Below are 14,860 nucleotides of genomic sequence, written 5' to 3' on the forward strand. Positions count from 1 at the left end.
TTACACCGCCTTATTAGGGTCAAACGCGTCGCGCACCGCTTCACCGATAAAAATCAGCAGCGATAGCAACAACGCCGTAGAGATAAAGGCGGCGATGCCAAGCCACGGCGCCTGCAAATTGTTTTTGCCCTGCAATAGCAATTCACCGAGCGATGGCGAACCGAGCGGTAGGCCAAAACCGAGAAAATCCAGCGAGGTCAGGGTGGCGACGGAGCTGCAAAGAATAAACGGCAGCAGCGTCAGGGTGGCAACCATCGCGTTGGGCAGCATATGGCGCAGGATAATATGACGATCGCTTACGCCCAGCGCCTGCGCGGCACGAATATAATCGAAATTGCGCGTGCGCAGAAACTCCGCGCGCACCACGCTCACCAGCGCCATCCAGCCGAACAGCACGGTGATCGCCAGCAGCCACCAGAACCCAGGCTGCACTACGCTTGAGAGCAGAATAATCAAAAACAGCGTTGGCATACCTGACCAGACTTCAATCACCCGTTGCCCCCAGAGGTCAATTTTCCCGCCGTAGTAGCCCTGGATTGCGCCTGCCAGTATGCCAATCACGCTGGAGCAGAAGGTCAGCATCAGCCCGAACAGCAGCGAAATCCGGGTGCCGTAGAGAATGCGCGCCAGCACATCGCCGCCGTTGGCATCGGTGCCGAGCCAGTTTTGCGCTGACGGCGGGGAGGGGAAGGGGAGGTCAGAGGCATAGTTAATGCTGAGCGCGCCAAAACGCACCGGCGCCCACAGCGCCCAGCCATGCTCCTCCAGCTGTTTTTGCAGCCACGGATCCTGATAATCTGCGGCGGTGGCAAGCGGCCCGCCAAAATCGCTCTCACTGTAATTTTTTACCAGCGGGAAATACCAGCTATCCTGATAGCGCACCAGCAGGGGTTTATCGTTGGCCACCAGCTCAGCGCAAAGACTCAGCACAAAAATCACTAAAAAAATCCATAGCGACCAGTAGCCACGGCGGTTGTGGCGAAAACGCGCCCAGCGCGCCTGGTTAACGTAGCTCAATTGAAACATCAGCGCCCCTCAAAATCGATACGCGGGTCAACCAGCGTATAGCTGATATCGCTGAGGATATTCAGCAGCAGGCCAATCAGCGTGAAAATATAGAGCGTGCCAAACATCACCGGATAGTCCCGCGAGACGGTCGCTTCATACCCCAGAAGACCGAGGCCATTAAGGGAAAAAATCACTTCAATCAGCAGCGAGCCGGTAAAAAACATACTGATAAACGTGGCGGGGAAGCCGGCAATCACCAGCAGCATGGCATTACGAAACACATGCTTGCGCATAATATTTCGCTCGCTGACACCTTTGGCGCGGGCGGTTACCACATACTGCTTGCGAATTTCATCCATAAACGAGTTTTTTGTCAGCATCGTCAGCGCGGCAAACCCGCCGATCACCGTCGCCAGCACCGGCAGCGTGATGTGCCACAGGTAATCGAGCACTTTCTGGTACCAGGGCAGGGTGTCGAAATGCGTGGAAACCAGCCCCCGTAGCGGAAACAGATCGTAATAGCTGCCGCCTGCGAAAAAGACAATCAACAGGATGGCGAATAAAAAAGCCGGTATCGCATAACCGGTAATGATGAGTGCGCTGCTCCAGATATCAAAACGGCTGCCGTTATAGACCGCTTTACGGATGCCCAGAGGGATGGAGACCATATAGATTATCAGCGTTCCCCACAGCCCGAGCGTTATCGACACCGGCATACTCTCTTTGATGAGCTGCAACACCGAGGCGCTGCGAAACAGGCTGTCGCCAAAGTCAAAGCGTAAATAGTTCCACAGCATCGTGAAATAGCGCTCGTGCAGAGGCTTATCAAAGCCGTAGCGCTGTTTTATTTCCTCAATCACCTGCGGATCGAGACCGCGCCCGCCGCGATAGTGGCTGTTATTACTGAGCGCATCGCCCACCCCGGTTCGCGCATGGGTGGCTCCCATGCCTTCGCTGCTGCTGCCGGGGATAGCACCTTGCTTACCAAACTCAATCGCGGCAATCGCTTGATCTACCGGGCCGCCAGGGGCAATTTGCACGATAAAAAAGTTGATAGTAATAATTGCCCAAAGGGTGGGTATTATCAGTAAAAATCGTCGAATAAGGTATGCGCCCATCCCTTCTCCTTAGCGCCTGGCGGCGGGCAGTTTTGCCGCTTTGTTGACGTCATACCACCAGTTCTCAAAACCAAGCGAGTACACAGGGCGCACGGCAGGCATGGAGAACTTATCCCAGTACGCGATGCGGTCTGCGGAGGTATACCACATCGGTAACATGTAGAAATTCCACGTGAGCACGCGATCCAGCGCCCGCCCCAGCGGTAGCAGCTTTGCTTTATTGCCCTGCCAGCGGTTAATTTGCTCTATCAGGTTATCGACCGCCGGGTCTTGTACGCCAGGCGCGTTATAGGTGGAGTCGATATACGCCGAGCTCCAGGCAATTTTCAAATCGCCGCTCGGCCACGGCTGCGCCCGCCACAGGCGCGGCATCATATCGTAATCGCGGCTGCGCATACGGTTGGTGGCTTGTGAAATATCTACCTGACGAATCTCCATAGTGATGCCCAGGCGCGCGAGATTGTGCTGAAACGGCAGCACCCACTGGATATTGCCCCCGGAAGGCAGCAACAGTTCAAAGACAAAGGGCTGACCGGTCTTCGCATTCACCCGTCGTTGGTTTTTTAGCACCCAGCCTGCCTGTGTCAGCAGCGCGTCAGCTTTCAGCAGATTAGCTCTGTCATAGCCGTCGCCCTTTGATAACGCAGGGCTATAAATCGTGGTGAAGACTTCCGGCGGCACCTGCGCTTTAAACGGCGCCAGCAGCGTCAGCTCGTCGGCATCCGGGTAGTTGCGCGCCGCATATTCCGTATTCTGGAAATAGCTATTGACCCGGCGATAAGCGCCGTAAAACAGCGCCTTGTTCATCCATTCGAAATCAAACGCCAGCGACACGGCTTCGCGCACGCGGCGATCGCTAAACACCGGACGCTGAATATTAAACGCCAGCCAGCGGGTATCCTGCGCAGACGTATTGGGCTGCTCATCCTTGACGATATAACCGCGGCTAAAGTTGTTACCGACATAACGCGTGGCCCAGTTTTTTGCCACCACTTCGGTGCGCATATCAAAGGCTCCCGCTTTGAAGGCTTCGAAGGCAACATTATCATCGAGATAGTAGTCATAGCGGATATTGTCAAAATTCCAGCGGCCCCGGTTGACCGGCAGATCAGCCGCCCAGTAATCCTGCACCCGCGTATAGGCGATATATTGCCCCATCCGCCAGCTACTGATGCGATAAGGCCCGCCAGCCAGCGGCGGTCGGCTTAGCGGATCGCTGAGTTTATGATCTTTCCAGAATTTTTCCGGCATGACAGGCAGCGTCAGCAGGCTGAGCATATCTTCTTTGCTTGGGGTGGCAAGCTCAATACGTACCGTTAGCGGCGCGATAGCTTTGACGGTGGCGCCCTTGTAGGCGATGCGAAATTGCGGCACGCCTTCGGTCATAAATTTATGAAAGGTAAAGGCGACGTCGCTGGCGCGAACGGGTGTGCCATCGTGAAACACCGCGCGTGGATTGATACTCACCTCCATCCACGAAAAATCATCGGTGTACCGCGCCATCTCGGCGATCAACGGGTAGTAGCTGCCGGGTTCATCGTCCGAGGTGGTGAAAAGGGTATCGTAAAGTGTATCGGTACGCGCTGCCGGGTTTCCACGTAACGCATAGATGTTGAGATTATCATACGTGCCGATAGTCGACAGGGTGATATTGCCCCCTTTGGGCGCGGCAGGGTTTACATAGTCGAAATGGGTAAACTGGCTGGCATATTTCGGCTCGCCAATCACGGCAAATGAATAGCTCTCTTTTATGGTCTGAGCCTGACACACCAGGCTGACCAAAGCCAACAGTACGACTGAAAAGCGCACGAACGTCATCGCGTGTTCCTTTGATCCGCAGCGCGACTGACGCGCTAACCTTATAGTTTTGAATAATAAGGGAGGTCAGGGCGGATGTGAAATAATTCGCGCCTATAGCAGTTCATCAAAAGTGGGTGGCTGCCATTTGACGAACTGTTCGAGGGTCAGCGGGCGGCTGAAATAATAGCCCTGCATGTAGTGTACGCCATGTTCGCGTAGCCAACGGGCCTGCTCGCGGGTCTCGACACCCTCGGCGACGGTCTTCATATTCAGGCGTTTCGCCAGCGTCAATACTGCGTCCAGCACGGGTGACGTGATGGTTTCCGTGCCAATAGCGGTCACAAAACCACGGTCGATTTTCAGATAATCAAGGGTAAAACGTTCCAGGTAGATAAGCGCGCTATGCCCGGTACCGAAATCATCAATAGCAATTTCGTATCCTTCCTCGCGCAGCCAGTCGAAAACTTTTGTCACTTCGGTGTAGCGCAGCATATCGCGCTCGGTGATTTCCAGCACAATGCTGAAGCTGTTGGTGGGTAACGTCTGTGCGAATGAGCGGATATCATCCATAAAGCTTGGCGAGTGCAGATGACCAGGCGCGATATTAATACCCACTTTGGCGCCTTTCGGGATCAGGGTTTGCAGAACCGGCGCATCGCGGGAGATGAGTCTGAACAGATGCAGCGTAAGCGGAATAATCAGTTGCTGGGCTTCGGCAAAATGAATAAACGCATCCGGCGGGATCTCCCCGGCCACAGGATGTCGCCAGCGCATCAGCACCTCGACACCGCTGACTTTAAATGTTTTTCCATCAACCACGGGCTGATAGACGACATAAAACTGCTCGCGTTTGATAGCCGTGAGAATTTCCCGCCCCGGACGCAGGTGCGTATAGAGAATATAGGCAGTCAGCAGGCCTGCCAGCATCCCGGCGGTGGCACCCAGCAGTATGGCAAACTGTATATCCTCCGATTGCCATTTTTCTGCGTAGAGATAGAGGGTGAAGGGTGTCCCTTCAATCACGGTAGTGTTGAACGGACGCTGTGGCAGGTTACTGAGCTGAATAATGTCGCTGGAGAAGGTAGATATCGCCCGATCGCCGATGCCCATGGCTATTCCGATAAGATCGGGTTGCTGAGAGGTGTAAAGCATATAAGGCGTCAGGCTGATATTCAGCACGGCAAAGACGCCACGGTGTTCAAGCAGCGGGCTGCGAAACCAGAGCGCAAGGGCGGGCTTATCCGGTAACATCGTTGTGCCGGTCAAAATCGCCATATCAAATGTTTTGTTGATATCAATTTCCGGTACCAGCGTTTTCATCGGTTCGTTCATGACGCCGGTTGCTGATGAGCAAAATGCATTCTTATCACGGATAAGTAAAAAGGCGCGAACGTTGACGGAAAATGCTGCACGGGAGGTCAGCTCGCTAACGACAGCCTCGCAAGGGTTAAGCGTGAGCGGTTGTAATGAGTCTGCTGTCGTGCGGATATCATTCAGATACCCCGTAAAGAGTGTCTGAATACCGCCAAGCAGAGCGTCATATTTGGCTTCGCGCTTTTGTTGCTCCAGCCAAAACTGCACGCAGCCTATCGCAAGCGCGGAAAGCACGCCGACGGTAATGCTAATCAATAATATTTTTCGATTCAGGGAAAAATAACGGGTGAACATAATGTTTGACCCAGTTAAACGTGTTCAGTGCTGAGCGTGGTTGCCGGAGTGGTTTTCTGGACTATAGTCTGAAAAGTCTTATCTGGCATATAAGCAGGCATAAAAAAACACTGCCAGAGCAGTGTTTTCGTCTGAACGCCGGTCAAGGGGAAAATCCGGCGTGACAGGATTAACTACGCGTCAGGACCCGACGCGCTTCGTTGTAACGCTTCTTCCAGTACGGCTCGTCCATATCGGAAATCATCACGCCATTGCTGGTGGAAGCATGTACAAACTGATTGTTGCCAATATAAATGCCAACATGTCGGCCAGTAGAGCCCGCTTTAAACAGCACCAGATCGCCGGTGCGCAGACCCGTACGGGCAATCGATTTGCCGGTAGCTTGCTGCTCGTAGGTTGAGCGCGGAAGCTCTAAACCAAACTGTTCACGGAATGTGCGCTGCACAAAGCCGGAACAATCGATGCCTTTTTTGGTATTGCCACCGAGACGGTAACGTACACCTTTCCAGCTGGCATACTGGTCCATAATGCGCGATTTTACGTCAACATTACGTACCAGATTTTCAAATTCATCCTGAGAAGCTTGCAGTGAAGAGGTCTCTTCGGGCACACCAAGCGTCTCAGAATGCATATTCTTTGCGGTATTCGTCGATGAACATGCAGAAAGCAGAACCGCAACTGCTAACGCGGGAATCGCCCGCACGAAATATCTCAAAATCGGCTGAGATTTGACCATTTTGCTTATTTTCCCTTGAAGTCCTTAACGATAAATATCGTTATAAAAATGCCAACGCAGCGAGATTAATTATCTATATGTATCGAGACAAATGCTCTTGGGCAAAATTGTGGAAGAACGCACAAAATTACGCACACCGAGAATAAAAGCACTCTTTGCGACAAAACGAACCGAGGTTACCCTAAGACTATCGGCATTGCGAGCGCTTTCCTTCAATTTTTTATAAGAAAAAATGATACAGAAAGTAAAAAACGAGAAATGGTTAAAAAAAAGGATTTTTGCTTAAGAAGTGTGCAACTTATTCTTTCCACGCCAGATGATTATGACAATGGAATGAAAAGTTTTAGTAAAGAAAGAAAATTTGTATCAGGGAATGAAAACAATCCCTGATACTTAATGTTAATTTTGTTTTGCGGTGGTTATTTGCGGCAGGAAACGATCGAACACCTGAATTATTTTATCGCTAAGCGGTGTCAGCAGAAACCAGGGAAGCGCGATTAATGCCACGGATAACGAACCTACGGCGATATCGCTGAACCAGTGCGCGCCAATCATCACTCTGGGGAATGCAAAGACCACAAATATAATAAGGGCGACGGCAAAGGCTTTTTTACCAAAATAGCGCCACATGACGGCAGAAAAAATCAACAGCATCATGCCATGATCTCCCGGAAAACTGTCTTTTGAGGCGTCTTTTGTCGGCAAATTGATCAGATCGCTGACCCGGTAAATATCGGTAAAAAACAGCGTAGGGCTTATTCGTTTAACCGGAATAATTGCCTGCGCGAGTTGGTTAATAATCACCGCCATCAGCAGCATTGTCAGGCCGATAATCACGACATGGCGGCGACACTTTTGGTCAGCCGGAAGCCAGAATGTCAGCATTAAACAGCCCATCGCCACCAGCGAAAACGCATCAAAGGCGCGATTATTGGTCAGCGCCACCAGCCACAGGTACGCCTGGTTTTCAACCAGCCCCCGATTGAAGAAATGAAAAATGTCTGAATCCAGCGCAAACCAGAAACCGTGGTTTGCCGGAAGATACCATGAGAAAAACAGCGCCAGTCCGGCGACGTTTGACAATAAAATAAGCGGTAATTTTCTTTTCATCTTCAGGTCAATTTTATTCAACACGGGCGCAACGGTAGTGCCATCATCCTAAACGAAGCTTCAACAAACTGGACTGAAGTGCATTCCAGTCGGCTTCCAGAGCCGTTATCAACTCAATACGGCTATCGGGCGGTGCGACGTTTTGCGTTTCAATGTGCAAGTCCTGACCCTGGCGGTTGATGCGCACCAGGCCTTCCGGGATACGCATTACCCCTTTGACGCGCTCTACCGGCGCAAGGCGCGCCCATTCGAGTATGCCAACCGTGTCAAAGACCGTATCGGCATCAAAAATCCAGCCGCAGGCATGATGCCCCTGACCACTGTTCAGGTTTCGTCGCCAGCGTTGATGAGCCGGCAAGCTTAACGCTGCCAGGCCTTTGCTCGCCGCATGGCTATGGTCATGGGCTGCGCTGGCGGGGAGTTCGCGCAGATTACGGCGCGGTAAATCGAGTAATGCCCCGTCGATAGCGCCTTGTGTTGCGCTAACCTGTAGGCGATCGCCGCCGAACTCTGCCCACCATGCCTTAAGCGCTTGCTGGCTTTGCGTTGTCGCACGATCCTGCTTATTAGTAATAATAATATCCGCAGCGGCTAACTGGTCGCGAAAGTTCTCATTATTCGCCACCTTCTCATCAAGAAACTGGCGCGCATCCAGCAGGCAGAGCGTTGCGCGCAGATCAATCCAGGGTTCGTATACCGCAGCAGTGAGCATATCCAGGATCTGTTTCGGATGGCCCAGACCGGTGGGTTCGATAAGCAGGCGGTCAGGTTTGCCCTGGCGCAGCAGCGTGTTCAGCCCGACCTGCATCGGTAATCCATTGACGCAGCACATGCAACCGCCGGGGATCTCTTTGAGCAAGGCTCCGCTATCTGCCAGCAGAGCGCCATCAATCCCGACTTCACCAAATTCATTCACCAGCACCGCCCATTTTTCCTGCGGGTCTTTATGCGCCAGCAAATGCAGAATCGAGGTGGTTTTGCCGCTACCGAGAAAGCCGGTTATCAGGTTAGTTTTGGTCACAGGGACTCCAGAAATCATCAAGAAAGCGTGACCTGAATCCTGGCTAAAAAAAGGAAAAAAGAGAAGGGGACGGGCGGGGTAAAAACCTAACCGCCCGCTTAAACGCAGAAAATGTTAATTATCCAGCGCGGCTTTTACTGCGCCATGCGCACCGAGCGTGGCAATTGACCGCCAGGCCTGGCAAAGGGCATTAACAAACGCCGGGTTGTGCGGCAAATCCGCACCGAAAACTTCCTGTAGCGTCAGTAACGCGCTGACGCGTTCAGCCTCGTCGCTGGTATCGACGATGGCGCGAATTTTATCGACCAGCGGGTCGCGCACATCAATGGGCTGACCGGCATCGTCCACGCCGCTGACGTAACGCATCCAGCCTGCAATACCGAGCGCCAGCAGCGGCCAGCGGCTTTCCTGCTCCAAATGCCTGCGAACGCCTTCGAGCATACGCTGCGGCAGCTTCTGACTGCCGTCCATGGCTATTTGCCAGGTGCGATGTTGAAGCGCCGGGTTGCTGAAGCGCTCAAGAAGACGGTCAGCATACGCGTTCAGATCCACGCCCTGAATGTTTAGCGTCGGCGCTTGTTCATCCAGCATCAGGCGGCGGGCAGCTTTATGGAAAACGCTATCCTGCATACAGTCGCTGATATGCGCAAAACCGGCAAGATAACCGAGGTACGCAAGGAAGGAGTGGCTGCCGTTAAGCATTCGCAGTTTCATCTGCTCCCAGGGCCGCACATCCTGCACCATCTGCACACCCGCAACTTCCCACTCCGGGCGACCCGCCACGAAATGGTCTTCAATCACCCATTGAATAAACGGTTCACAGCTGATGGCACAAGGGTCTTCTACGGTGAGGGCTTCAGCAATTTCGGCCAGCGACGCATCGGTTGCCGCCGGAACAATCCTGTCGACCATCGTGGCCGGAAAGCTGACCTGCTTATCTATCCACGCGGCCAGTTCAGGTGAGCGAGTGTGCGCCATGCCGAGCACCGCATTTTTCACCACCTGGCCGTTATCCGGGATATTGTCGCAAGAGAGCACGGTAAATGGCGGCAGCCCCCGTTCACGCCGGCGGTGCAGCGCTTCCACTAAAATGCCCGGCGCCGAATGAGGCTCCTCAGGGTGCTGTAAGTCATGGGCAATGCGTGGCTGGTGCAGATCCAGTTTGCCGCTGGCAGGATCGATGCAATAGCCTTTCTCGGTGATGGTCAGAGAAACAATCGCCACCTGCGGTTCGCAGAACTTCTCAATAATGGCCGCTAATGAATCAAGCTTAGCGTTCAGACACTCATGCACCGCGCCTATAACTATCGGCTGATTCCCTTGCGCACCTTTCTCCAGCACCGTATACAAATGATCCTGCGCACGCAGCTGCGTCATTAACACATCACCGCTGAACAGGCTGATTTCACAGATGCCCCAGTCGCCGCCCCGGGCATTCAGCACGCGGTCAGTCAGTAATGCCTGGTGCGCGCGATGAAACGCGCCGAAGCCGAAATGCACAATTCGCGAACGCAGCTGGCTGCGATCATACTGAGGTTGCAACACCGTGGCGGGGAGCGGTACGGAGGCAATTGTTTTCATCTTTATACACCTGCTTAACCATTAATTAACACTGTGCAGTGTAAAGTTATATGACAGCAAAAAGAATTGGTATGCCGTAAATATCCGGAGACTGTGAGCTGGATCAATCAATGTGGCGGGTTCCGTTGACGGTCCGGCGAAAGCATGTATGGTAGTCGTCAAGTTACGCAGCGTATTGGTATAACAACTTTAGAGGATAAGTCGATGGAACAAACCTGGCGTTGGTATGGACCGAACGATCCGGTATCTCTTGATGACGTGCGTCAGGCAGGCGCAACAGGTGTCGTTACAGCGCTACACCATATTCCTAACGGCCAGGTATGGCCGGTTGAAGAGATTAAGGCACGGCAGGCATTGCTGGCTGAAAAAGGATTGAGCTGGTCGGTTGTGGAAAGTATTCCGGTGCATGAAGACATTAAAACCCACACCGGTGAGTACGAGACCTGGATTGCGAATTACCAGCAAAGCATCCGTAACCTGGCCGCGTGCGGTATTGATACCGTGTGCTACAACTTTATGCCTATCCTCGACTGGACGCGTACCGATTTAGAGTACACCTTGCCGGACGGCTCCAAAGCGCTGCGCTTTGATCAGATTGCGTTCGCCGCATTTGAGCTGCATATCCTTAAGCGGGAAGGCGCACAGGCTGATTACAGTGAAGAGGAGCAGCGCCAGGCGCAGGCTTACTTTGCAGCGATGACGCCTGCGGACATTGAAAAGCTGACGCGCAATATTATCGCCGGGCTGCCGGGCGCGGAAGAGGGCTACACGCTTGATCAGTTCCGTGCAAGGCTTAAGGAGTATGACGGCATTGATAAAGCGCAGCTGCGCGAGAACATGGCTTACTTCCTGCGCGCCATTGTGCCGGTTGCGCAAGAGGTTGGCGTGCGCCTGGCGGTTCACCCGGACGATCCGCCGCGCCCGATCCTCGGTCTGCCGCGCATTGTTTCCACGCTGGAAGATATGCAGTGGCTGAAAGAGGCGGTGGACAACATCCATAACGGTTTCACCATGTGCACCGGTTCTTATGGCGTGCGTGCGGATAACGACCTGGTGAAAATGATTGAGACCTTCGGCGATCGCATTCACTTTACCCACCTGCGTTCGACCTGCCGGGAAGATAACCCGAAGACATTCCACGAGGCGGCGCATCTGCAGGGCGATGTGGATATGGTCTCGGTGATCGCGGCGATTTTGCAAGAAGAACAGCGGCGTAAAAACGCGGGCGACCTGCGTCCGATTCCGTTCCGCCCGGATCACGGTCATCAGATGCTTGACGATCTGCGCAAGAAAACGAACCCTGGCTACTCGGCGATTGGCCGCCTGAAGGGGATGGCTGAAGTACGCGGTGTTGAGCTGGCGCTGAAAAAAACGCTCTTTCGCGACTTGCTTTAACGCAGACGCTTAAAAGGAGAAAGGACAGCGAAAGCTGTCCTTTTTTGTCAGTCGGCGCGGCCCATATAGCGGCGCTCTTCGATATGGATACGGATTTTTTCACCGCTGGTCAGGTATTCCGGCACCTGCACGACCAGACCGGTGGTCAGCGTCGCCGGTTTGGTACGGGAGCTGGCGGAAGCACCTTTAATACCCGGCGCGGTTTCCACAATCTCCAGATCCACCGTTTGCGGCAGCTCCAGCGCCAGCAACTGACCGTCCCACAGCAGCACCTGCATATCCGGCATTCCGCCCTCAGGAATAAACTGCAGCTCGTCTTCTATCTGATCTTTGGTGAAGGTATAAGGCGTGTAATCTTCTTTATCCATAAAGACGTATTCGTTGCCGTCAATATAAGAGAAGTCAACGAAACGACGGTTCAGGGTGACGGTATCGAGGATGTCGTCGCCTTTAAAACGCTCTTCCACTTTCAGCCCGGTACGGACATCAGCAAAACGCATTTTGTAGAGGGTTGCTGCGCCGCGGGCGCTGGGTGACTGAATATCGATATCTTTTACAATCAGCAGCTTGCCGTTGTAATTCAGCACCATACCTTTTTTGATTTCGTTCGCTCTTGGCATTGCAAAGATCCTGTCAATTTAAAATAACGAAAATATCGCGACAAAGTACTCGCGAGGGCCTTTTCAGGCAAGCGGAATTGGCGAGTTTTGCGTTCAAAGCGTAAAAGATGCTAACGTGACTTAGCGCACCGCCCGGTGCGTTATCAGCCAATGAGAAGCCCGATGGAATGTCGCCCGGATTGTGGAGCCTGTTGCACCGCTCCGTCTATTAGTAGCCCGATCCCCGGCATGCCGCAGGGCAAACCGGCGAACACGCCTTGCGTCCAACTTGATGAACAGCAGCGCTGTAAAATATTTCACTCGCCGCTGCGCCCTAAAGTCTGCGCCGGGCTGAAACCCTGCGCGACCATGTGCGGGGCTAACCGCCAGGAAGCGATGGTCTATTTACTCCACCTTGAGCAGCAAACCGCGCCATAACTACCTCCATCACTTTGTCCGTGCGTCTGAACGCGCAAGCACCTGCCTGACATCAATCATGCTGACGTTGCTGAACTCATTTTGCTGACCTGAAAAAACGCGTCAGCAAATTTGCTTTAAGCGGTGACGAAATGTGCTATTCATCAAATTTTTAACATTCCGATTGAGACTTTTCTTGATCGCTGGCGAAAAAAAGTGAAGACTTCTTGAAACGTTTCAGCGTTACCACCGTGAGTTTGCGCCGGGTTAGCGCGTCATTTTTCACATCGAAGCTGAAACGATTCAATATCAGAGAAAGAGGACGATTATGTTCCAGTTATCCGTTCAGGACATCCATCCTGGCCAACAGGCCAGCACAAAAGAAGAGGCCATCCGCCAGATAGCAGCGGCGCTGGTTGAGGCGGGCAACGTTGCTGACGGCTACGTCGACGGCATGCTGGCGCGTGAGCAGCAAACATCGACCTATCTTGGCAACGGTATTGCTATCCCGCACGGCACCACGGACACCCGCGATCAGGTACTGAAAACCGGCGTGCAGGTGTTTCAGTTTCCGCAGGGGATTTTATGGGGTGAAGGCCAGGTTGCATATGTTGCCATCGGTATTGCCGCCAGCTCTGATGAACACCTCGGTTTACTGCGTCAGCTGACCCACGTGCTCAGCGATGACGCTGTTGCAGCACAGCTGCAATCCGCGACGTCAGCGGAAGATTTACGCGCCCTGCTGATGGGTGAAAAACAGAGCGCAGCGCTGAAGCTTGATAACGAAACCATTACGCTTGATGTCGCCGCCAGCGATATCACCACCCTGCAAGCGCTGAACGCGGCGCGGCTGAAAGAAGCGGGCGCAGTGGATACGCGCTATGTGACGCGCGCTATCACCGAAAAACCGCTGAACCTCGGCCAGGGCATCTGGCTGAATGACAGCGCTGAAGGCAACCTGCTCAGCGCCGTTGCGGTATGCCGCGCGGCCACGCCGTTCGAGGTAGATGGCGAGCAGGCCGCTGTGCTGGTGAGCGTCTCCATGGTGGACGACCAGCCTGTTGCGGTGCTGAAGCGCCTGAGCGATTTACTGCTGGCAAACAAAGCTGACCATCTGCTGAAGGCTGATGCCTCCACGCTGCTGGCTCTGCTGACCAGTGATGATGCGATTGCCGACGATGTGCTGAGCGCCGAATTTGTGGTGCGCAACGAGCACGGCTTGCATGCTCGTCCGGGCACCATGCTTGTAAACACTATCAAGCAGTTCAACAGCGAAATAACCGTTGCGAACCTTGATGGCACAGGTAAGCCAGCGAATGGCCGCAGCCTGATGAAAGTGGTTGCGCTGGGCGTGAAAAAAGGTCACCGCTTGCGCTTTACCGCGCAGGGCGCGGATGCTGAACAGGCGCTGAAAGCGATTGGCGACGCCATCGCCGCAGGTCTGGGGGAGGGCGCATAATGAGCAGACGCGTTGCAACCATCACCCTGAATCCTGCCTATGATCTGGTGGGATTCACCCCGGAAATTGAACGCGGTGAAGTGAACCTGGTTCGCACCACCGGCCTGCATGCGGCGGGCAAAGGCATTAACGTTGCGAAGGTGCTGAAAGACTTAGGTATCGATGTCACCGTGGGCGGGTTTTTAGGCAAGGATAACCAGGACGGCTTTCAGCAGTTATTCAGCGAGCTGGGTATCGCCAACCGCTTTCAGGTCGTGCAGGGGCGTACCCGCATTAACGTTAAGCTGACAGAGAAAGATGGCGAAGTTACCGACTTTAACTTTTCCGGTTTTGAAGTGACGCCGACCGACTGGGAGCGCTTTGTTACTGACTCACTGAGCTGGCTCGGTCAGTTTGATATGGTCTGCGTCAGCGGCAGCCTGCCGTCCGGCGTCAGCCCGGAAGCATTCACCGACTGGATGACGCGCCTGCGCAGTCAGTGCCCCTGCATTATTTTTGACAGCAGCCGCGACGCGCTGGTCGCCGGGCTGAAAGCTGCACCGTGGCTGGTCAAACCGAACCGCCGCGAACTGGAAATCTGGGCCGGGCGTAAATTGCCGGACATGAAAGATGTGATTGAAGCGGCTCATGCGCTTCGCGAGCAGGGGATCGCGCATGTGGTGATTTCGCTGGGCGCAGAAGGCGCGCTGTGGGTCAATGCGTCCGGCGAATGGATCGCCAAACCGCCGTCAATGGAAGTGGTAAGCACCGTTGGCGCAGGGGATTCGATGGTCGGGGGGCTGATTTATGGCCTGCTGATGCGTGAATCCAGTGAACATACGTTACGCCTGGCGACCGCCGTTGCTGCTCTGGCGGTGAGCCAAAGTAATGTCGGTATTACCGATCGTACCCAGTTAGCCGCGATGATGGCGCGCGTTGACTTACAACCCTTTAACTAACAGCAGGAGA

At 53.8% G+C, this 14,860-nt stretch carries 13 protein-coding genes; 4 read left to right on the plus strand and 9 right to left on the minus strand.

The window, feature by feature from the left end:
• The 8 genes from ACTU3N_RS12965 to ACTU3N_RS13000 form a co-directional block, all read right to left on the minus strand.
• Nucleotides 1-1,026 carry an ABC transporter permease gene (locus ACTU3N_RS12965; RefSeq protein WP_443086547.1) on the minus strand — a complete coding sequence of 342 codons (1,026 nt, stop codon included), beginning with the start codon at nt 1,024-1,026 and terminating at the stop codon, nt 1-3.
• Nucleotides 1,026-2,126: a microcin C ABC transporter permease YejB gene (locus ACTU3N_RS12970; protein ID WP_443086548.1), complete on the minus strand. Its 1,101-nt coding sequence runs from the start codon at nt 2,124-2,126 to the stop codon at nt 1,026-1,028. Before ACTU3N_RS12970 ends, ACTU3N_RS12965 begins: the two co-directional genes overlap by 1 nt.
• A gap of 9 nt (nt 2,127-2,135) precedes the next feature.
• A complete protein-coding gene (locus ACTU3N_RS12975) occupies nt 2,136-3,944 on the minus strand; it encodes an extracellular solute-binding protein (RefSeq protein WP_443086549.1) in 1,809 nt (602 codons plus the stop codon).
• A gap of 93 nt (nt 3,945-4,037) precedes the next feature.
• The gene (locus tag ACTU3N_RS12980; protein ID WP_443086550.1) at nt 4,038-5,594 is read right to left on the minus strand and encodes a cyclic di-GMP phosphodiesterase; all 1,557 of its coding nucleotides are present in this window, start codon (nt 5,592-5,594) and stop codon (nt 4,038-4,040) included.
• Nucleotides 5,595-5,763: 169 nt separating this feature from the next.
• Nucleotides 5,764-6,330 carry a bifunctional murein DD-endopeptidase/murein LD-carboxypeptidase gene (gene mepS, locus ACTU3N_RS12985; protein WP_443086551.1) on the minus strand — a complete coding sequence of 189 codons (567 nt, stop codon included), beginning with the start codon at nt 6,328-6,330 and terminating at the stop codon, nt 5,764-5,766.
• A 399-nt stretch (nt 6,331-6,729) separates the two neighbouring features.
• Nucleotides 6,730-7,440 (minus strand): phosphatase PAP2 family protein, encoded by a 711-nt coding sequence (locus ACTU3N_RS12990; RefSeq protein ID WP_443086552.1) that lies wholly within the window; start codon nt 7,438-7,440, stop codon nt 6,730-6,732.
• A gap of 43 nt (nt 7,441-7,483) precedes the next feature.
• Nucleotides 7,484-8,461, minus strand: coding sequence for a CobW family GTP-binding protein (locus ACTU3N_RS12995; protein ID WP_443086553.1), 978 nt, complete (start codon nt 8,459-8,461; stop codon nt 7,484-7,486).
• 114 nt (nt 8,462-8,575) lie between these two features.
• Nucleotides 8,576-10,042, minus strand: coding sequence for a mannitol dehydrogenase family protein (locus tag ACTU3N_RS13000; RefSeq protein ID WP_443086554.1), 1,467 nt, complete (start codon nt 10,040-10,042; stop codon nt 8,576-8,578).
• Between the two features lie 204 nt (nt 10,043-10,246).
• Here ACTU3N_RS13000 and uxuA point away from each other — a divergent pair, with 204 nt between their 5' ends.
• Nucleotides 10,247-11,437 (plus strand): mannonate dehydratase, encoded by a 1,191-nt coding sequence (gene uxuA, locus ACTU3N_RS13005; RefSeq protein WP_443086555.1) that lies wholly within the window; start codon nt 10,247-10,249, stop codon nt 11,435-11,437.
• Between the two features lie 47 nt (nt 11,438-11,484).
• Here uxuA and yeiP read toward each other — a convergent pair whose 3' ends face one another.
• On the minus strand, nt 11,485-12,057 hold the full coding sequence (yeiP, locus tag ACTU3N_RS13010) for an elongation factor P-like protein YeiP (protein ID WP_443086556.1): 573 nt from the start codon (nt 12,055-12,057) through the stop codon (nt 11,485-11,487).
• A 162-nt stretch (nt 12,058-12,219) separates the two neighbouring features.
• Between yeiP and ACTU3N_RS13015 the strand changes: the two genes are divergently transcribed.
• The 3 genes from ACTU3N_RS13015 to fruK all read left to right on the plus strand — a co-directional run bounded on the left by ACTU3N_RS13015 (nt 12,220) and on the right by fruK (nt 14,850).
• A complete protein-coding gene (locus tag ACTU3N_RS13015; RefSeq protein ID WP_443086557.1) occupies nt 12,220-12,474 on the plus strand; it encodes a YkgJ family cysteine cluster protein in 255 nt (84 codons plus the stop codon).
• A gap of 307 nt (nt 12,475-12,781) precedes the next feature.
• Complete coding sequence (fruB, locus tag ACTU3N_RS13020; protein ID WP_443086558.1) at nt 12,782-13,912, plus strand: fused PTS fructose transporter subunit IIA/HPr protein; 1,131 nt, start codon at nt 12,782-12,784, stop codon at nt 13,910-13,912.
• On the plus strand, nt 13,912-14,850 hold the full coding sequence (fruK, locus tag ACTU3N_RS13025) for a 1-phosphofructokinase (protein ID WP_443086559.1): 939 nt from the start codon (nt 13,912-13,914) through the stop codon (nt 14,848-14,850). The genes fruB and fruK overlap by 1 nt, the downstream gene beginning before the upstream one ends.
• Nucleotides 14,851-14,860 lie beyond the last annotated feature (10 nt).

Origin of the sequence: Vagococcus sp. WN89Y (genome assembly GCF_052220145.1) — a bacterium.
Lineage (GTDB): Bacteria > Pseudomonadota > Gammaproteobacteria > Enterobacterales > Enterobacteriaceae > Kosakonia.